The sequence below is a fragment of the Bradyrhizobium sp. CCGUVB14 genome (assembly GCF_024199935.1).
Classification (GTDB): Bacteria; Pseudomonadota; Alphaproteobacteria; order Rhizobiales; family Xanthobacteraceae; genus Bradyrhizobium.
In genome coordinates this window covers 4,688,820-4,705,804 of record NZ_JANADS010000001.1, presented here as the reverse complement: position 1 = coordinate 4,705,804, position 16,985 = coordinate 4,688,820, and the positions used below count along the sequence as shown (strand labels likewise).

The following is a 16,985-nucleotide window of genomic DNA, read 5'->3' as shown; positions in this document are numbered from 1 at the left end:
CGCAAGACGCTCCGCCCCGATGCCTGCGGGCGCCGCTGTCGTCTCGTCGATGTCCTCAGTGCTTCGTGGAGAGCCGCTCCAGCAGCGGCGCGGTGATCACACCGAACATCCTGGGATCGCCATAGGCACGTGCCGATAGCATCGCGCCATGAATGGTCGCCATGAACCCTTCAGCCTCGACCCGGGCCGCGCCGGAGAGTTTCAGCTGCCCCTTCCGCTTGCCGCGCTCCATCACCGACGTCAGCCAGGACGCCAGCGAGCGGAAATGCGAGCGGACTTCGAGCGCCACCTCCTCCGGCAGGATCGGGAGCTCGCTGGCCAGCAGCGCGCAGACGCAGAAGGGCGCCGTTGCATCGCCGATGCACGCTTCCCAATACGCCACGTAGCTTTTGAGCTGCTCGCGCGGGTCCGGAACATTGCGCTCGAGCGCCGCCAGCCCTGCTTCGGCCTCCTCGCGATAGCGCGACACCAGGGTGCGGACCAGATCGACCTTGCTGGCGAAATGGTGGTGGATGCTCGGCTTGCGGATGCCGACGATGTCGGCGACGTCGGCATAGCTGAAGCCGTTGTAGCCGCCCGCGATGATCAACGTGCGGGCGCAAGCCAGGATGTCGTCGGCGGTCGAGGAAACATTGGTCATGACCCTTGACTACCTACCAGTTGGTAGATCGTCAAGAACCGGGGTGCTTCACTCCCCCGTGAGTGGTAGGAGCCTCAAATGACCATTCGTCCGATCGTTCGCTACCCCGACCGCCGCCTCGCCATGCCCGCGCGGCCCGTCACCGCCTTCGACGATGGCTTGCGCGAGCTCGCAGCCGATCTGCTGGAGACGATGCGCGCCGCGCCCGGCATCGGCATCACGGCGCCGCATATCGGCGTGCCCTTGCGCATCGTCGTGCTCGAGCTCGACGCCAAGGTGGGCCCGCAGACCTACGTCAATCCCGTGATCGAATGGGCCTCGCCCGAGATGATCCTGCACAAGGAAGGCAGCGTCTCGATGCCCGGCGTCAATGACGAGGTGCAGCGCCACGCCCGGGTGCGGATCGGCTACTGGGATCTCGACGGCAACGCGCAAAGCGAGGAGTCCGAGGCCTTGCGCGCCGTCTGCCATCAGCACGAGATCGACCAGCTCGACGGGATGTTCTGGATCCAGCGGCTGTCGCGGCTCAAGCGCGAGCGGCTGGTGAAGAAATTCGAGAAGATGGCGCGGGGGTGAACGGTTCCGTAGGGCGGATTAGCCAAAGGCGTAATCCGCCATGTTTATGCGCCGCTCCAAGATGGCGGATTACGCTTCGCTAATCCGCCCTACCTAACGTACCGATCCCCGCCAGGATCAGATCGATGCCGGCCAAGAACTGCGCGCGGTCGTCGTGGTCGCGGAGCTGCGTCGCCATCTGCCGCACGAATGGATATTTTGCGGAATCGAGCGCCTCCCACTGCGCCGCGACGGATGCAAGAAAGGCCGATCGATCCGTATCGGGGGCATGAACGCGGGCGTTCGCGGCGTTCTGTCCGGCGACCCCGAGGATGTAGTGCACCAGCGCCGATGCGGAATCGAACTGCGCAGCCTTGGGCACGCCGAGCGCCTGGAGCCGTCCGCCGACGCTCTCGATGATGTCCAGCATCGCCGGCCGCCACGGCTCGCGAAACAGCTGCGCGCCGACCCAGGGGTGGACATCGATCGCGTCGAATACGCCGAGTGCGACCGCACGGATCGCCTCGCGCGGCCTGGTGCCGCCGGGCAGCTCGGACATGACACGCGCGATGACCTCGTCAGTCGCGGCCGCAAGCAGCTCGCCCTTGTCGGCCACGTGCCAATAGATCGCCCCGCTTCCGGTTGCCAGATGCGCCGCGAGCGCGCGGACGGTCAGCGCGCCCTCGCCGCCGCTGTCCAGGATCTCGATTGCGGCCGCGACGATCCGCTCCCGCGTGAGCGCATCGGTGCGCCGCTCAATCCGGTTGGTCTTCTTCGCCATGGTCGCCATCTTGACATGACTGGAACGTCGTTCCAATGCTATGGAACAACGTTCCATTCACATTGGTAAAGAACCCGATGACGCCTCCGGTTACGATTGTCGGTGCAGGCCTCGGCGGCCTCACCCTCGCCCGCGTACTTCACCTGCATGGCATTCCCGTCACCGTCTACGAGGCCGAAGCGTCGGCGATGGCGCGGACGCAAGGCGGCATGCTCGACATCCACGACGACAGCGGACAGCTCGCACTCAAGGCGGCTGGCTTGTTCGAGGAATTCCGCGCGCTCATCCATGAGGGCGGCCAGGCCTCGCGCGTTCTCGACCAGAATGGCAAGGTGTTGCTCGACGAGCCCGACGACGGCACGGGCGGGCGACCTGAGGTGCGTCGCGGCGCGCTGCGGCGCATCCTTCTGGACTCCCTGCCCGCCGAGACGATCCGATGGGACAAGAAGCTTGCGGGCGTGGTTGCACGCGGTGCCGGGCGGCATGAGCTGACATTCGCCGACGGTTTTGGCGTCAGCACCGAACTTCTCGTTGGCGCCGACGGGGCGTGGTCAAAGGTGCGACCGCTGCTGTCGGATGCGACGCCCAAATATGTCGGAACGTCCTTCATCGAGACTTATCTGCATGATGCGGACGCGCGGCATCGTGCTGCGGCCGAGGCTGTCGGCGGCGGTGCGCTGTTCGCGAACGCGCCCGGCAAAGGCATTTTCGCGCACCGCGAGCCGGACAGCGCGCTTCACGCCTATATCGCGCTGAACCGTTCCGCCGAATGGTTTTCCGCGATCGACTTCACCGATGTCCCCACTGCAACGGCACGCATCGCGACCGAATTCGCCGGCTGGGCGCCGGGGCTCACGGCGCTGATCACCGACGCCGACACGCCGCTGGTGCTGCGCATGCTCCACGCGCTACCCAACGACCATCGCTGGGAGCGTGAGGGTGGAGTGACGCTGCTCGGCGATGCCGCGCATTTGATGCCGCCGGCCGGCGACGGCGCAAACCTCGCGATGCTCGATGGCGCCGAGCTTGGCAAGGCCATCGCTGCCTACCCCGACGACATCGAAGCGGCATTAGCGACTTACGAAGCCGCGCTGTTCCCGCGCAGCCGCTCTGCCGCAATCGGCGCGCATGAAATCCTGGAGCTCTGCCTCGGCGAACGCGCGCCGTTCGGCCTGGTGGACTTCTTCACGGGGATGCGACAGGCGTAGGGCGGATGAGCGCAAGCGCAATCCGTCCTACACGCCATCCGAGCGACTACTTCAACGGCAGGAAAACGTCCGCCATGGCCTCATGCTCCGGCACCTCCGGGAACAGGCTGAGCCGCTGGCAGTAGATCGGGAAGTCGCGCGCTTCCTCGCCGCTGGCTGGAAGCCAGTCGCGATAGAGATAGAGCGCGGCGGGCTCCAGATTGTCGGTGAAGCCGACGACGCGCAGCACCGCGCAGCGTCCGCCGGGAATCTCGCCGGCCTTGATCTCTTCGCCATTCGGCTCGATCGGCTGGTCGGTCCCGACGCAGAGGTCGATGCTATATTCGTCCTGCTGCACCGGACGCCCCTCGGAGTGCCAGACATTGAAGGTCGGACTGGTCCTGGGGTGCAGGCACGCGGCCTTGCGCCACGCGATGAACCGCCGGATCGTGTCACCAAGCGTCTCAGGACTTCCCCGATGCTCCAAGATCGCGACACGCGTGGGGTGCACATCGCGGATCGTCACGTCGTCAGTGGTAAAATTCTTCTGCATGAGCTTGCTCCTCGCGTTGTCGAGAGGCCCGAAGGCCGCAAGCCACGGCTCCCAGTCCGGCGATTTCCGGAACGACGACGGCGATTGCCCGAACCGTTGCCGAAAGGCGCGGGCGAAGGCGTCAGGCGCGTCGTAGCCGGCATCCATCGCGATGTCGGTGACATCAAGAGCGTCATTGTAGGCCAACTGATGCGACGCGCGCTTCAGACGGGCGAGCTGGACATAGCGATGCACGGAGAGCCCGAAGGTCGCCGTGAACTGCCGGTGGAAATGAAACTTCGAGAACGCCGCGACAGCGCTCAAGCTGTCCAGGTCCAGATCTTCGTCGAGATGCCGGTCAATATGATCCAGCACCCGCCGCATCCGGGCTTGGTAGTTTTGCAATGCCGCCGTCATCGTCCCTCCTCCGTGGCGGATTGAGTTAGGCGAAGATGGGCGTGACGTGCTCGACCGATCTTGCGGTTTGGCTGAAACCTGTAGGATGGGTAGAGCGAAGCGAAACCCATCGCGTTCTTAATGGAGGCGCGATGATGGGTTTCGCTTCGCTCTACCCATCCTACAAGAGGCCTACCCGCCCGCCATCAATTCCTTCGCCAGCGCCATATACGCCGGCAGCGTCGCGGGATCGTTGGCGGCGTTGCCTGCCATGGGGTGCGAGGCGTAGCGCGCGATCACCATCTCGGCCTTGGGATCGATGTAGATGCCCTGGCCGTGAACGCCGCGCGCCATACAGGCGCCGTGGGCGTTGTGCGTCACCCACCATTGATTCCGGTAGGACGCGCCGGGCAGCGTGGTGTAGCCGGCCGGCTTGAACTTTTCGGGGTCGCCGCCGCGTGCGATGTCCTCGACCACCTGCGACGGCACGATCTGGCGGCCGTTGAAGCGACCGTGATTGCGAATGGTCTCGCCGAAGCGGGCGAGATCGCGCAGCGTGGTGGACAGGCCACCCCCGCCGCTCTCGGTGCCGATGCGATCGACGTGATAATGCGCGTCCTCCTCCGCGCCCATCGGCTGCCAGATGCGTTCAGACAGCAGGTCGGACAGCGTCATGCCGCTGGCGCGCCTGATGATCCAGGCCAGCACGTCGGAATTGACGGTCTTGTAGGCAAACGCCTTGCCGTGCTCGCCCTGCTTCGTCTGCGCAATGAGGAAATCGAAAATGTTGGTGGCGCCGTCATAGTCCGGCGGAATCGGCGCCATGCCGTTGGCGCGGCGCAAGCCCCAGACGTGCGAATTCTTGTCGGTGTAGACTTCGGTGTATGCGAGCCCGGTGGTCATATCCATGGCCTCGTGCACGCGCGCATCACCAAATGCGCTCGCCTTCAGCTCCGGCACGTAGTCGGTCACAGGCGCCTGCGGATCGATCTTGCCCTCGGCGATCAAGATGCCCGCGAGCGTACCGGTGAACGACTTCGTCACGGACATCGCGATATGCGGCTTGTGCGGCTTCAACGCGCCGAAATAGCGCTCATAGATCAGCTTGCCCCGATGCAACACCGCGATGCCGTCGGTGTAGGTTTCTTCCAGCATCTTCGCGAACGTCATGGGACGCCCGTCCATCGTGGTCGAGGCGACCGCGCCGATGTCCTGCTCCGCACACGGCAGCACGGAGGCAGGCCCCGCCCCGCGCCAGACATTCACCGTCGGCACCAACTGGCGGATGTTGCTCCAGGCCCAGCGGAGTTCAGGGAAATTGCGGAACGAGCCGTTCTGGAAGGTGACGAGGCGATCGGGGGACGGTGGGAAGCCGCACATCCAGCCGAGAGCTTCGGGGTCGGTGGAGGTGGGATTGGCGGGCGGGACGGACATCAACACTGGCTCCAGAGAGATGATGCTGAGGTAGCACGTGCGTGCATGAGACACATCCGACACAGGCGCTGGGCACTTACGCGTCGATTAGGTTTCGCTAGGACTACGAGGCGAGCCCAGCCTGTGCTCGCGCTACGATGCTGTCCCAATTCACCTTTCCGCCGGTGGCCAGATCAGTCTTAAAATAGCTGTCGTGGTGGCCGATATAGGCTGGGAGCGTCTTGTGCCCATGGGCACGCCACGCTTGGGCGAACCACTGCTCCAAAAGCTCTGAAGCTGTATCCCACGGCTCAATCGCGTCGTATCTCTCATCATCATAAATTTCGGCGGGAACTACGACCGTCCCGCCCTCCAGAAACGAATGCCCGTCCCGATCAACAGGTTCGCCATCTGCATCCATCGCCCACAGTGACACAGCAAATTCATCGCTAAAGAGCTGCGAGTCGTATTCGATCAGCAGGAAGCTCGGAGTGTCTACCCATGACAGCCCCGCTATCATCGCCAATTCTTTGTTCAGTTGAGGCGTGATCTCCTGAAAGTGTCGCCACACCCGTTCAGCGAATTCCTTCTTCTTGTCGTCCTCCCCCATGCAACCCTTCCGCTCCTATCGACATTGTCAGATCTCTTAGGACTGGTGGAGCAAAGCTGGAATTCCGGCCTTAGTCGGACGACAGCTAGCCGCCCCCTACTCCCACTCAATCGTCCCCGGCGGCTTGCTGGTCACGTCGTACACCACCCGGTTCACGCCCTTCACCTCGTTGATGATGCGCGTGGCGGTCTCGCCCAGGAACTTCATGTCGAACTGGTAGAAGTCCGCGGTCATGCCGTCGGTGGAGGTGACGGCGCGGAGGCCCACGACGTAGTCGTAGGTGCGGCCGTCGCCCATGACGCCCACCGTCTTCACCGGGAGCAGCACCGCAAAAGCCTGCCAGATGTCGTCGTAGAGGCCGTGCTTGCGGATCTGGTCGATGTAGACGGCATCGGCCTTGCGCAGGATGTCGAGCTTATCGCGGGTGATGTCGCCGGGGCAGCGGATGGCGAGGCCCGGGCCCGGGAACGGGTGACGGCCGACGAAGATCTCGGGCAGGCCGAGCTCGTAGCCGAGCTTGCGCACCTCGTCCTTGAACAACTCGCGCAAGGGCTCGACGAGCTTCATGTTCATGCGCTCGGGCAGACCACCGACATTGTGGTGCGACTTGATCGTCACCGAGGGGCCGCCGGTGAAGGAGACGCTCTCGATCACATCGGGATAGAGCGTGCCCTGCGCCAGGAAGTCGGCGCCGCCGAGCTTCTTGGCTTCCTGCTCGAACACCTCGATGAAGAGCCGGCCAATGGTCTTGCGCTTCTTCTCGGGATCGGTGACGCCTTCGAGCTCGCCCAAAAACTGTTTTGAGGCATCCACGTGCACGAGCGGAATGTTGTAGTGGTGGCGGAACAGGTCGACGACAGTCTTGGCCTCATCAAGGCGCAGCATGCCGTGATCGACGAACACGCAGGTGAGCTGGTCGCCAATGGCTTCATGAATCAGCACGGCCGCGACGGCTGAATCGACGCCGCCGGAGAGGCCGCAGATCACCTTGCCCTTGCCGACCTGGGCGCGGATCTTTGCGATCTCTTCCTCGCGGAAGGCGCGCATGGTCCAGTCGCCGGTGAGGCCGGCGATCTTGCGCACGAAGTTGCGGATCAGCTTTGCGCCGTCGGGCGTGTGCACCACTTCGGGGTGGAACATCAGGCCGTAGTACTTGCGCTTCTCGTCCTGGATGATCGCGAAGGGCGCGTTCGGCGAGGTGCCGGCAACGCTGAAGCCCGGCGGCATCTTGGTGATGCGGTCGCCATGGCTCATCCAGACCTGGTTCTTGCTGCCCGATGACCAGACGTCCTCGAACAGCTGGCTGTCGGCTTTCACCTCGACATCGGCGCGGCCGAATTCACGGTGATGGCCGCCCTCGACCTCGCCGCCGAGCTGGGCCGCCATGGTCATCTGGCCGTAGCAGATGCCCATCACGGGCACGCCGGAGGCGAAGATCAGCTGCGGGGCGCGGGGCGAGCCTGCCTCATGCACCGACTCCGGGCCCCCGGAGAGAATCACCGCTTTCGGCTTCATCTCCTTGAAGGCTTCTTCGGCCTTGTTGAACGGGACGATCTCGCAATAAACGCCGTCCTCGCGCACGCGACGCGCAATCAGCTGCGTCACCTGGCTGCCGAAGTCGACGATGAGAATCTTGTCGTGCGCCGAGGCCACGGAGGGCGCCGACGCGGAGCGGTCGTTCTGTGCTGCTGTCATGGCCAGCAGATACGCGACCACGCCCCTGCCCGCAACCACGCGGGCCGCGCGCCCACATTCTTCTTTGGGCATGGACAAATCAAAATAGGTAAGTATTATTGACCTATATGTGCCCCCACGTCACAGAGGGGCCGATCAGGGAGACCGCCCATGTCACAGCACCATCCGCCATCAACGCTTGCCGCGCTCGGCCGGACCTGGGTCGAGGCCTGGAATGCCCGCGATCTCGAGCGGGTGCTCACGCTTTACGACGACGCCGTCGTGATGACCTCGGACCGGATCCCGGTGATGGGATTTGACGCCAGCGGCACCGTGCGCGGCAAGGATGCGTTGCGCGCTTATTGGAGCAAGGCACTCGGGTTGATCCCGAACCTGCACTTTTCGCTGATCGACGTGTTCGTGAGCCCGGATAGCGTGGTGGTGTTTTACGAGAACGAGCGGGGCAAGCGCATCTGCGAATATCTGCGGGTGAATGATGCGGGGCTGATCGTGCAGGGATCGGCGAACCATTTGCCGCATTGAGGGCTGTCGCATCGTCCACAACTGTCATGCCCCGGCTTGACCGGGGCATCCAGTACGCCGCAGCATCTCCGCATCACATCGCGGCCTCTGGAATACTGGATCGCCCGATCAAGTCGGGCGATGACAGCGCGTGTGAGGCACGATCACCACTACACAAGGACCCCACCATGAAACTCCCCACCTCGCCCTTCACCGTCACCGACTGGAGCAAGGTCGAGGCCACCACGCATCCCGGCGAGACCGGGCAGGCGCTGTGGCGCACGCTCAACATCGGCGATCTCCGGGTGCGGATGGTGGAGTATTCGCCGGGCTATCTCGCCGATCATTGGTGCGACCGCGGCCACGTGCTGTACGTGCTGGCGGGCGAACTCGACAGCGAGCTGCGCGACGGACGCAAGTTCAAGCTGACGCCGGGCATGAGCTACCAGGTCTCGGATTTCGGCGACGCCGCGCACCGCTCATCGACGGCGACGGGCGCTACCCTCTTCATCGTGGACTGACGGAACCGCTCGGTGTGCAGCGCAAAATAGCAAACTGCGCGGCGCTCGCTGTGGGCGCGTGCCGCCTTGAAGTTGCCCCAAAAAATCGCTAGATTGTGAACATCGATCCTTGGCCGAACGACTGGGCCGCTCCGTCTCATTTCAATGGGCGAGCACGTTTCAGGTATTTCTCCAAAATCGACCAACCGGGATGATGGGCGCAGCAATGTGCATTTGTCCCCCTGAGTGCATCGTCAATTGAAAGGAAATGACTATGGCAATGGGCACCGTGAAGTGGTTCAACAACCAAAAGGGCTTCGGCTTCATCCAGCCGGATGACGGCGCAAAGGACGTCTTCGTTCACATCAGCGCCGTTGAGCGCGCTGGTCTGAGCACCCTCAACGAGGGCCAGAAGGTCTCCTTCGACATCGTTGCGGACCGCCGCAGCGGTAAGTCCTCGGCCGACAACCTCCGCGCCGGCTAGTTGACCGCGACATTCGCGATCTGACCACGGACGTACCGGCAGATCGTTGAGTTCAGAGACCCCGCGACCGGGCTTCCGGTTCGCGGGGTTTTTGTTTGCGCTGTCATTCCGGGGCTCGCGAAGCGAGAGCCCGGAATCCATTGATCCGCGGAATCCGCCGCCCGATGGATTCCGGGCTCGCGCTTCGGGCGCCCCGGAATGACGGGCGAGCAAGATCAGCCGCCCTTTTTCAGAACGGACACGAAGAACCCGTCCGTCCCGGTCCGCCTTGGCGTCATCAGCCAGCCCTCGTCCGACTGCAGCGCGGCTTGCCCAAATGCCTCGGCCTTGTCCCAGAGCACGCTCGCGGTCTGCTCCGGCGGCACCACCGCGAAGTCCGGATGCTTCGCGACGAAGGCCCTCACCTGCTCGCCGTTTTCCTCAGGCAAGACCGAGCAGGTGATGTAGGCGATGCGGCCGCCGGCCTTCACCAGCGGCGCGGCGCGCTCCAGCACCTCGGCCTGGTCCTTCAAGCGAATCTCCAGCGCGCCCGGGCGCATCCGCCATTTGGCATCGGGATTGCGACGCCAGGTTCCGGTTCCCGTACACGGCGCGTCGATGACGATGAGGTCGGCGGTCGCGCGGATATCGGCGAGCGGATCGGCCTCGCCCTTGGGCGTGCGGACATCGGCATTGTGGACGCCGGCGCGCGACAGGCGCTCGTGGATCGGTGCGAGCTGACGCTTGTCGCTGTCGGTCGCGATCAGCCGGCCTTTGCCCTGCATCATGGCTGCGAGCGCCAGCGTCTTGCCGCCGGCGCCGGCGCAGAGATCGATCACCTGCTCGCCCGGTTTTGCCGCGGTGAGAAGGGCCGCAAGCTGCGATCCTTCGTCCTGCACTTCAACGCCGCCCTTGATGAAATCCTCTTCCGCCTGGATGCCCGGGTTGCGCGCATCGGCCGAAAGCTCGATGCGCAGGCCATTTGGCGACCATTGCGTCGGTTTCGCATGAAGATGAGCAAGCGCCTTCAGCACCTTGTCGCGATTGGATTTTAGCGTGTTGACGCGCAGGTCGAGCGGCGCCCGGCTCGCCATCGCCACGGCCTCCGCCGCGCGGTCCTCGCCGAACACCTTGGCGAGATGGGAATCCAGCCATTCGGGGTAGTCGCCGGCGATCGCGGCGGGCGCATCTTTCAGGGACCGCGAGGCAAGTGCGGCCTCCTCAGCCGCCGTCAGCGGCTCAGGTGCAAACCGGCTGCCGTCGAACAAGGCAGCCATGGTGGCGGTGTCCATGTTCCGCTCGAGGCGGAGCATGCCGATCAGCCGCGCGCGGGCCGAATCGGAGCCCATCAGGAACGCGCTGGAGGAAAACCGGCGCAGCACGTCCCAGACCAGGCCGGCAATGGCAGCGCGGTCGCCGGAGCCGGCAAAGCGGTGCGCGGTGCCCCACTCCTTCAGCGCTTTCGCCGCGGGCACGCGGTCGCGTTCGATGGTGTCGATCAGTTCGATGGCTGCGGACAGCCGGGCAGCGGGAGTCATTTGAATCTTTCAGATCAGGTCCGACGGCGCGATTTTAAGATCGCGCTCTAAGCTTGACTTTGGCCAATTTTGAACTCGTTCATGGGGTACGCGGACCCCTGAACATGGGATCGTTCTCGACGATTTCATGAGCGCTCGTGAGCATGAGTTTCATGCGCCCCATATTGCCAAACGTTGTCCAGCGCCCCTTCACGTTCGACCAGTAGAAGAGCTCGAAGCGATCGGTATCTGGAATGGGGCGCAGCCGTGCGACCGGATTTGAAGTCCGACGGTTGATAACTAAATAACCGCTACGGCTCTTTTCTATGTCGTGATGCGTGAACTGAGCAGCAATCTGGGCAAGCGTTGGGTCGGATTTTGCCATAGCGCTCAATGTGCTCGATCGGTGCCGCGCGGGCCAGAGTGGATCGGTTTGCCGATTCAATTTGTCGCAGCTGGACGAGGTTGCTGCGATTCAACATGCCGATTCTACCGATGGGATGCAACACGCCCGTCTTCTTCCCCGCTCTTGCGATCCGCTGCCGCCGCGTTTTGCGGCCCGGCTTGCAGTCTTCACCGATCTGTTCACGCGTCCTACCTGGCCGAATGTTCTGATGCTGCTCGCCGGCGTTATCCTGGCGCCCGGCCGGCGCACTGTCACGGCGGCGCTGCGCATCCTCGGGCGAGAGCGCGATCCCGATTTCTGTACTTTCCATCGCGTCCTCAACCGGGCGGCGTGGTCGTCGCGGGCCGCGGCAGGCCGCCTGCTGCTCCTGCTGATCAAGGTCTTCGTGGCGGCCGGCGAGCCAGTGGTGATCGGGCTCGATGACACCATCGAGCGACGCTGGGGACCCAAGATCAGCGCCCGCGGCATCTATCGCGACCCGGTGCGCTCCTCCAAGGGGCACTTCGTCAAAGCCAGCGGTCTGCGCTGGCTTTCCGCCATGTTGTTGGTGCGCGTGCCGTGGGCCGATCGCATCATGGCGCTGCCCTTCCTCACACTGCTCGCCCCCTCCAAACGCTTCTATGACGGCAAATCGCGCTCGCCCAAGACGCTGCTCGATTGGGCCCGCCAGGCTGCTTGGCAAATCCATCGTTGGCTGCCCGATCGATATATTGTCCTGGTCGCCGACAGCGCCTTTGCGGCCATCGAGTTCCTTGCCGCAGTGCGCAAGCATGTCTGCATTGTCACCCGCCTGCGCCTCGATGCCAACCTGTTCGAATTTCCCCGACCAAAGCGCAAAGGTCGTGGCCGCCCTCCAATCCGAGGTAAGCCCCACAAAAAACTCTCTGCCATCCTCAAGGATCGCAACGTGTCCTGGACGCGCTACCGGGTCAGTCTCTGGTACGGCCGAACCAATCGCATTGTCGAGATCGCAACCGGCACCGCGCTGTGGTATCGCGGCGGCGTTCCGCCGGTACCGATCCGCTGGCTTCTCGTCCGCGACCCAACCGGCGAGTTCGACCCGCAGGCCTTCCTGGCGACCGATCTCAACGCTCTTCCCCGCGACATCCTCGCCTGGTTCGTCAGTCGCTGGCAGGTCGAAGTCACCTTCGAGGAAGTTCGCGCTCACCTCGGTGTCGAGACCCAGCGCCAATGGTCGGACAAAGCCATTCTGCGCACTACCCCGATCTTGCTCGGCCTCTACTCCATCGTCACGCTATGGACCCACGACCTCGCCAAGGCACAAAAGCTCAAGCCCAGAACCGCGGCTTGGTATCCAAAAGCCGCGCTGACCTTTAGCGATGCGATCGCATCCGTCCGACGCCAAATATGGGCTCATCAGATTTCTTTCATGTCCCGGCCGCGCCGGAACAGTATAGAAATTCCGCGCCATATCTGGCGCCGGATGGAGAACGCGCTCGCCTACGCCGCATAAATCGGCCAAAGTCGAGCTAAGGGTTTGTTATTGCGCATGAACTTGTCGGAAAACCGGTGGCCACTTTTCCGGATCATGCGCGGGTCAGATCAGCAACAGAATTTTGAGTGCGAAGTAGATCCACATCGCCAGCAGCACCAGCACGCCGGCGAGCCAGACCGACGAGCGCCGGCCGAGATCGTTCGAGGTCACGAACACGCCGGCATGGGCGAAGCGCGTCACCACGAACACCCAGGACATCAGCACGATGAAGAGATCGGCATGGCGGAGCGGCAGCGCCAGCGCGATCAGCGCATAGAACAGCACCGGCAGCTCGAATTGGTTGCGATAGCAATTGGCGACCTGGGTGGCGCCCTTCGGCCAGTTCGGCTCGCCGAGAGCGATGTCGCGGATCTTGGTCTCGCCCGAGACCAGCGCATTCCGGCGCCCGAACACCATGCCGAGCAGGAGCGCGAAGGTGAGGCCGACCTGCACGAAGACCGGCAGCAGGACCATTTGAACAGACATCGGAACTTTCCCGTGAGGCGGCGTGCCGCAGACCGTCATTAGCCGCGACTTCTGGCGCTGACAATCAACCAGTTGAACCGGCGTTCCTGCATCTGCGACCAACTGCCGATCTTTAAAGCGATTTTTGCCCCCCTCGAGCCCGGCGAGAGAGCGCCAAGAGAGCAGCATGAACACCCTGCCCAGCCTTTGGACCGAATCCGCCGACGGCCAGTTCGGCATCTGGATGTCGGCGCTGGCCGGCATCGCAGCGGCACTCGCGGTCGCGCTGGCGATGACGGTGTATTTCCGCCTGGGATACCGGACCTGGCGCGATGTCGTCAGGCACGGACTGGCCGTGCTCGCCGCTGTCGCCCTGCTCGCCTTCGCCGCCTACGATATGCGCCACGCCGCGCTCGCCTATCTCGGCCTCAACCCGTCCAAGCCCGCGGTCGAGTTCGAGATCCGCATGCCGCGGGAAACGCTCGCGGCGGTCACCGCCGACACCCAGATCGAATTGCACACCGACCGCAACCAGACCCTCGCTCTGGTCGGCGGCGTCAGCGATCTCGCCGACGGACGCGCATTGCTGCGCGGCGCGGTCGCGCTCAACCATCGCACCGCCGACCGGATGCTGGTCGTGAACCTGCCCGGCAAGGGCACGTTCGAATTCCGACTGCGCCTGCCCGCCGAGCCGCATCGCACCGAGCAGTTCGGCCCCTGGCATCTCGCCGACCGCATCGCCTCGCCGCTTGCAGGCGCCGTCGCCCCGCAGGACGATTACACGATCCGCTATCGCGTGCTTTAAACTTTGTTCGATCGCAGGTTTTGCGCACGCGTCATCGCTCCGACGTTTGCGCGGGCGATACTTCGCCCATGTCCGAATTTCGCCTCACCCAGATTTCCGACACGCATCTCGGCCGGCGCTTTCCCGGCCTGATCGCGAACTTCCATCGCGTCACCGAGCATATCGATGCTGACAGGCCTGATCTCGTCATCAACACCGGCGATGTGTCCTTCGACGGTCCGACGAGCCGCGACGATATGCAGTTTGCAAAGGGCCTGCACGACGCGCTGCCCGTCGACTGCCGCTATGTTCCGGGCAATCACGACATCGGCGACAACCCGACCGCGATCGGGCCTGCGCCCAAGCCGCCGATCGCGGAAGCGCACCGCCAGCAGTTCCGCGACATCATCGGCGAGGATCATTGGTCGTTCGAGGCCGCGGGCTGGCGCTTCATCGGTCTCAACTCGCTCGCGATGAATTCAGGGCTCGCGTTCGAGGCCGAGCAGTTCGACTGGCTCGCTTCAGACATTTCGCGCGTGAACGGCAAACCGGTCGCGCTGTTCATCCACAAGCCGCTGTTTCTCAACCTGCCCGACGACCCGGAAACACCTGAGACCTCGATCCGCTACGTGCCGCAGCCGGCGCGCGCGCGGCTGATCGAGATGTTTGCGAATGTCGATCTCCGCCTGATCGCGAGCGGTCACGTGCACCAGCGTCGCGACTTCACGTTCCGCCACACGCGCCACGTCTGGGCCCCGTCGGCGGGCTTCAAGATCAACGACGCCCGGCAGGACCGGATCGCAATCAAGGAGACCGGCCTCGTCGAGTACCGCTTCGCTCCCGATAGCTTCGAAGTCCGCCACGTCCGCGCCGCCGGCCAGGTCGACGTCGATATCGAAGAGCTGTTCGCCCAGATGGGCGGCGAGCACTAGCTCAACGCGCGGGCACGCCGCTTTACCTAATTACCTCCCTGCTCCAAATTTGGCCTTGGAATGCTTGATTTTGGCTAATGACAACGTTGTCATAGACGCATATCGTTCCCTTCAACGGTCAAGAGCCGCGCGAGGGAGTAACGATGCAGTTTTTGTCCCGGTGGGATAACCAGCGCCTGTCCACGACAACGCGGGGCATTCCCGTGGTCGATGGCCTCGCTACCGAGGACGTTGGCAGCCAAGGCTGGCTGCCGGCACGGGGCGACCTCGCGCTGCCCGCCCTCACGCTCGATGAGACCGCATTCGCCGCCAATCGCGACCTCTTCCTGCGTTGGTGCCGGAGCGCCGGCGTTGCCGTTGCGCCCCACGCCAAGACGCCGATGTCGCCGGAACTCGCACGCTCGCTGCGCGAGGCCGGCGCCTGGGGCACCACCGTTGCCAATATCCAGCAGGCCGCCGTGCTGCTTGGCCATGGCGAGCGGCGGCTGCTGCTGGCCAACGAAATCGGCGGGCTCGCGGCCGGCCGGCGGCTCGGCGCGCTGCTGAGCGCCTATCCAGATGTCGAGCTTCACGCTTTCGCCGATTCACCGGCCGCGGTCGCAGCGCTGGCCGAGGCGGCGCGCGTCGCCGACCGGGACGAGCTCTCGGTGCTGATCGAGCTCGGCGCAGGCCGTGCCGGCGCGCGCGATCGCATCGCGGTCGAGGCAACGATTGCCGCGGTGCTCGCCGCCGACCGCCTCGTGCTCGGTGGCGTCGCTGCTTACGAAGGCGCGGTCGCGACACCCGATGCCGACGCGACCATGCAGGCGATTGCAGCGCTGATGGAGCGCACCATCGCGGCGTTCGCCATGGTCCGCGCCGCCGCCCCGCGCCTGCCGCTGCTCCTCAGCGCCGGCGGGTCCGCCTATTTCGATGTCGTGGCCCGCGCGCTCGCACCAGCCGCGCAGGCTGATGGCCACGCGACCGTCGTCCTGCGCTCCGGTGCGTTGTTCTTTGCCGATCACGGCATCTATGCCCGCGCCTTCGCCGAGCTCGACCGGCGCGGTGGTCTCGTCATCGACGGCACGCACCACTCCGCGGCGGAAAGCTTTCGTCCCGCGCTGACGCTCTGGGCCGAGGTCCTGTCGCGCCCCGAAGCCGGGCTTGCGATTGCCGGCTTCGGCATGCGCGACGCCTCGTTCGATCAGGGACTGCCGCAGCCGTTGCACATCTTTCGCGACGGCGTCGAACAGAAAGGACTTGCCGCAAGCGTGTCAGTCACGCGCCTCAACGACCAGCATGCGTTCCTGTCCATCGCGCCCGGTTGCCCGCTCGACGTCGGAGACGTCATCGCCTTCGGCATCTCGCATCCCTGCACCTGCCTCGATCGCTGGCGCGTGATTTTTGGCGTCGATGCCGCCGGCACCGTGACGCGCGCACTTCCCACCCAGTTCGGCTGAGCGGCTCATGAACTTCCTCCCGCTCTGGCGCTATCAGAACCAGCTCATCGACGGGGCCATCGTCACGCTCGAGCTGACGACGATCGCGGCGGTCGCTGGGCTGCTGATCGGCATTGCCGGCGCGGTTGCACTGAAGGGTCGCATCGCAGCGCTGCGCTGGCTGGTGCGCGGTTACATCGAGCTATTCCGCAACACGCCGTCGCTGATCCAGATCTTCATCATCTTTTTCGTGCTGCCGACCTTCGGCCTGAAGCTCCCGGCCTTCGAATCCGCCGCGGTCGCCCTCTCGCTCTATTTCGGTGCCTATTCTGTCGAGATCATCCGCTCGGGGCTCGACTCCATTCCGCGAAGCCAGGTCGAAGCGGGGCAATGCCTCGGGCTGTCCGGCTGGCAGGTGTTCCGCCACATCGTGTTGCCGCCGGCCCTGCGCAACGCCTATCCGGCCGTGACCAGCCAGTTCGTCCTGCTGCTGCTCGGCACCTCGCTCGCCTCGCAGGTCGCCGCCGACGAGCTGTTTCATGTCGCCGGCTTCATCGAGAGCCGCACCTATCGCAGCTTCGAGGTCTACGCGGTGATCTGCGTGGTCTATTTCGCGATGGCGATGGCGTTCAAGGCGCTGTTCGCCATCATCGCGGCGGCCGCCTTCCGCTGGCCGCGGCGAAGGTAGGGACGAA

At 64.4% G+C, this 16,985-nt stretch carries 19 protein-coding genes; 10 read left to right on the top strand and 9 right to left on the bottom strand.

The features are described from left to right. Nucleotides 1-55 precede the first annotated feature (55 nt). Complete coding sequence (locus NLM32_RS21620) at nucleotides 56-640, bottom strand: TetR/AcrR family transcriptional regulator (protein ID WP_254130911.1); 585 nt, start codon at nucleotides 638-640, stop codon at nucleotides 56-58. A 78-nt stretch (nucleotides 641-718) separates the two neighbouring features. Between NLM32_RS21620 and NLM32_RS21615 the strand changes: the two genes are divergently transcribed. After that, nucleotides 719-1,216 carry a peptide deformylase gene (locus tag NLM32_RS21615; RefSeq protein WP_254130910.1) on the top strand — a complete coding sequence of 166 codons (498 nt, stop codon included), beginning with the start codon at nucleotides 719-721 and terminating at the stop codon, nucleotides 1,214-1,216. 79 nt (nucleotides 1,217-1,295) lie between these two features. Here the strand turns inward: NLM32_RS21615 and NLM32_RS21610 are convergent, their stop codons facing one another. Continuing rightward, nucleotides 1,296-1,976 carry a TetR/AcrR family transcriptional regulator gene (locus NLM32_RS21610; protein ID WP_254130909.1) on the bottom strand — a complete coding sequence of 227 codons (681 nt, stop codon included), beginning with the start codon at nucleotides 1,974-1,976 and terminating at the stop codon, nucleotides 1,296-1,298. A gap of 77 nt (nucleotides 1,977-2,053) precedes the next feature. On the opposite strand from NLM32_RS21610, the gene NLM32_RS21605 reads away from it, so the two are divergent. After that, a complete protein-coding gene (locus NLM32_RS21605) occupies nucleotides 2,054-3,184 on the top strand; it encodes an NAD(P)/FAD-dependent oxidoreductase (RefSeq protein WP_254130908.1) in 1,131 nt (376 codons plus the stop codon). Nucleotides 3,185-3,230: 46 nt separating this feature from the next. Here NLM32_RS21605 and NLM32_RS21600 read toward each other — a convergent pair whose 3' ends face one another. From NLM32_RS21600 to guaA, 4 genes are all read right to left on the bottom strand, one after another. Further along, nucleotides 3,231-4,112 carry a GyrI-like domain-containing protein gene (locus NLM32_RS21600; RefSeq protein WP_254130907.1) on the bottom strand — a complete coding sequence of 294 codons (882 nt, stop codon included), beginning with the start codon at nucleotides 4,110-4,112 and terminating at the stop codon, nucleotides 3,231-3,233. Nucleotides 4,113-4,283: 171 nt separating this feature from the next. Next, entirely contained in the window at nucleotides 4,284-5,525 is a 1,242-nt protein-coding gene (locus NLM32_RS21595) for a serine hydrolase (protein WP_254130906.1), read from the bottom strand. Nucleotides 5,526-5,628: 103 nt separating this feature from the next. Next, nucleotides 5,629-6,114, bottom strand: coding sequence for a hypothetical protein (locus NLM32_RS21590; protein WP_254130905.1), 486 nt, complete (start codon nucleotides 6,112-6,114; stop codon nucleotides 5,629-5,631). Between the two features lie 96 nt (nucleotides 6,115-6,210). After that, nucleotides 6,211-7,809 carry a glutamine-hydrolyzing GMP synthase gene (gene guaA, locus NLM32_RS21585; RefSeq protein WP_254135384.1) on the bottom strand — a complete coding sequence of 533 codons (1,599 nt, stop codon included), beginning with the start codon at nucleotides 7,807-7,809 and terminating at the stop codon, nucleotides 6,211-6,213. A gap of 150 nt (nucleotides 7,810-7,959) precedes the next feature. Between guaA and NLM32_RS21580 the strand changes: the two genes are divergently transcribed. The 3 genes from NLM32_RS21580 (at nucleotide 7,960) to NLM32_RS21570 (ending at nucleotide 9,294) form a co-directional block, all read left to right on the top strand. Then, on the top strand, nucleotides 7,960-8,331 hold the full coding sequence (locus tag NLM32_RS21580) for a nuclear transport factor 2 family protein (RefSeq protein ID WP_254130904.1): 372 nt from the start codon (nucleotides 7,960-7,962) through the stop codon (nucleotides 8,329-8,331). Between the two features lie 167 nt (nucleotides 8,332-8,498). Beyond that, on the top strand, nucleotides 8,499-8,831 hold the full coding sequence (locus tag NLM32_RS21575) for a DHCW motif cupin fold protein (protein ID WP_254130903.1): 333 nt from the start codon (nucleotides 8,499-8,501) through the stop codon (nucleotides 8,829-8,831). A 253-nt stretch (nucleotides 8,832-9,084) separates the two neighbouring features. Next, the gene (locus NLM32_RS21570) at nucleotides 9,085-9,294 is read left to right on the top strand and encodes a cold-shock protein (RefSeq protein WP_027532363.1); all 210 of its coding nucleotides are present in this window, start codon (nucleotides 9,085-9,087) and stop codon (nucleotides 9,292-9,294) included. A gap of 215 nt (nucleotides 9,295-9,509) precedes the next feature. Here NLM32_RS21570 and NLM32_RS21565 read toward each other — a convergent pair whose 3' ends face one another. Together NLM32_RS21565 and NLM32_RS21560 are read right to left on the bottom strand one after the other, a co-directional pair. Next, entirely contained in the window at nucleotides 9,510-10,811 is a 1,302-nt protein-coding gene (locus NLM32_RS21565) for an RsmB/NOP family class I SAM-dependent RNA methyltransferase (protein ID WP_254130902.1), read from the bottom strand. Between the two features lie 79 nt (nucleotides 10,812-10,890). Continuing rightward, the gene (locus tag NLM32_RS21560) at nucleotides 10,891-11,175 is read right to left on the bottom strand and encodes a hypothetical protein (RefSeq protein ID WP_254106310.1); all 285 of its coding nucleotides are present in this window, start codon (nucleotides 11,173-11,175) and stop codon (nucleotides 10,891-10,893) included. Between the two features lie 115 nt (nucleotides 11,176-11,290). Here NLM32_RS21560 and NLM32_RS21555 point away from each other — a divergent pair, with 115 nt between their 5' ends. Beyond that, on the top strand, nucleotides 11,291-12,670 hold the full coding sequence (locus NLM32_RS21555) for a transposase (RefSeq protein ID WP_254128549.1): 1,380 nt from the start codon (nucleotides 11,291-11,293) through the stop codon (nucleotides 12,668-12,670). Between the two features lie 84 nt (nucleotides 12,671-12,754). Here NLM32_RS21555 and NLM32_RS21550 read toward each other — a convergent pair whose 3' ends face one another. Then, nucleotides 12,755-13,177, bottom strand: coding sequence for an MAPEG family protein (locus tag NLM32_RS21550; protein ID WP_254130901.1), 423 nt, complete (start codon nucleotides 13,175-13,177; stop codon nucleotides 12,755-12,757). Nucleotides 13,178-13,343: 166 nt separating this feature from the next. Between NLM32_RS21550 and NLM32_RS21545 the strand changes: the two genes are divergently transcribed. From NLM32_RS21545 to NLM32_RS21530, 4 genes are all read left to right on the top strand, one after another. Then, entirely contained in the window at nucleotides 13,344-13,961 is a 618-nt protein-coding gene (locus NLM32_RS21545; RefSeq protein WP_254130900.1) for an acriflavin resistance protein, read from the top strand. Nucleotides 13,962-14,029: 68 nt separating this feature from the next. Beyond that, the gene (locus NLM32_RS21540) at nucleotides 14,030-14,872 is read left to right on the top strand and encodes a metallophosphoesterase (RefSeq protein ID WP_254130899.1); all 843 of its coding nucleotides are present in this window, start codon (nucleotides 14,030-14,032) and stop codon (nucleotides 14,870-14,872) included. Between the two features lie 143 nt (nucleotides 14,873-15,015). After that, nucleotides 15,016-16,311: an amino acid deaminase gene (locus NLM32_RS21535; RefSeq protein WP_254130898.1), complete on the top strand. Its 1,296-nt coding sequence runs from the start codon at nucleotides 15,016-15,018 to the stop codon at nucleotides 16,309-16,311. Nucleotides 16,312-16,318: 7 nt separating this feature from the next. Further along, on the top strand, nucleotides 16,319-16,978 hold the full coding sequence (locus NLM32_RS21530; RefSeq protein WP_254130897.1) for an amino acid ABC transporter permease: 660 nt from the start codon (nucleotides 16,319-16,321) through the stop codon (nucleotides 16,976-16,978). Nucleotides 16,979-16,985: the final 7 nt, after the last annotated feature.

Coding starts and splice junctions, on each gene's coding strand:
- NLM32_RS21580 (WP_254130904.1), top strand. CDS start 7,960: ATGTCACAGCACCATCCGCCATCAACGCTTGCCGCGCTCGGCCGGACC.
- NLM32_RS21545 (WP_254130900.1), top strand. CDS start 13,344: ATGAACACCCTGCCCAGCCTTTGGACCGAATCCGCCGACGGCCAGTTC.
- NLM32_RS21600 (WP_254130907.1), bottom strand. CDS start 4,112: ATGACGGCGGCATTGCAAAACTACCAAGCCCGGATGCGGCGGGTGCTG.
- NLM32_RS21615 (WP_254130910.1), top strand. CDS start 719: ATGACCATTCGTCCGATCGTTCGCTACCCCGACCGCCGCCTCGCCATG.
- NLM32_RS21535 (WP_254130898.1), top strand. CDS start 15,016: ATGCAGTTTTTGTCCCGGTGGGATAACCAGCGCCTGTCCACGACAACG.
- NLM32_RS21610 (WP_254130909.1), bottom strand. CDS start 1,976: ATGGCGAAGAAGACCAACCGGATTGAGCGGCGCACCGATGCGCTCACG.
- NLM32_RS21590 (WP_254130905.1), bottom strand. CDS start 6,114: ATGGGGGAGGACGACAAGAAGAAGGAATTCGCTGAACGGGTGTGGCGA.
- NLM32_RS21540 (WP_254130899.1), top strand. CDS start 14,030: ATGTCCGAATTTCGCCTCACCCAGATTTCCGACACGCATCTCGGCCGG.
- NLM32_RS21555 (WP_254128549.1), top strand. CDS start 11,291: ATGCAACACGCCCGTCTTCTTCCCCGCTCTTGCGATCCGCTGCCGCCG.
- NLM32_RS21550 (WP_254130901.1), bottom strand. CDS start 13,177: ATGTCTGTTCAAATGGTCCTGCTGCCGGTCTTCGTGCAGGTCGGCCTC.
- NLM32_RS21570 (WP_027532363.1), top strand. CDS start 9,085: ATGGCAATGGGCACCGTGAAGTGGTTCAACAACCAAAAGGGCTTCGGC.
- NLM32_RS21530 (WP_254130897.1), top strand. CDS start 16,319: ATGAACTTCCTCCCGCTCTGGCGCTATCAGAACCAGCTCATCGACGGG.
- NLM32_RS21595 (WP_254130906.1), bottom strand. CDS start 5,525: ATGTCCGTCCCGCCCGCCAATCCCACCTCCACCGACCCCGAAGCTCTC.
- NLM32_RS21560 (WP_254106310.1), bottom strand. CDS start 11,175: ATGGCAAAATCCGACCCAACGCTTGCCCAGATTGCTGCTCAGTTCACG.
- NLM32_RS21605 (WP_254130908.1), top strand. CDS start 2,054: ATGACGCCTCCGGTTACGATTGTCGGTGCAGGCCTCGGCGGCCTCACC.
- NLM32_RS21620 (WP_254130911.1), bottom strand. CDS start 640: ATGACCAATGTTTCCTCGACCGCCGACGACATCCTGGCTTGCGCCCGC.
- NLM32_RS21565 (WP_254130902.1), bottom strand. CDS start 10,811: ATGACTCCCGCTGCCCGGCTGTCCGCAGCCATCGAACTGATCGACACC.
- guaA (WP_254135384.1), bottom strand. CDS start 7,809: ATGACAGCAGCACAGAACGACCGCTCCGCGTCGGCGCCCTCCGTGGCC.
- NLM32_RS21575 (WP_254130903.1), top strand. CDS start 8,499: ATGAAACTCCCCACCTCGCCCTTCACCGTCACCGACTGGAGCAAGGTC.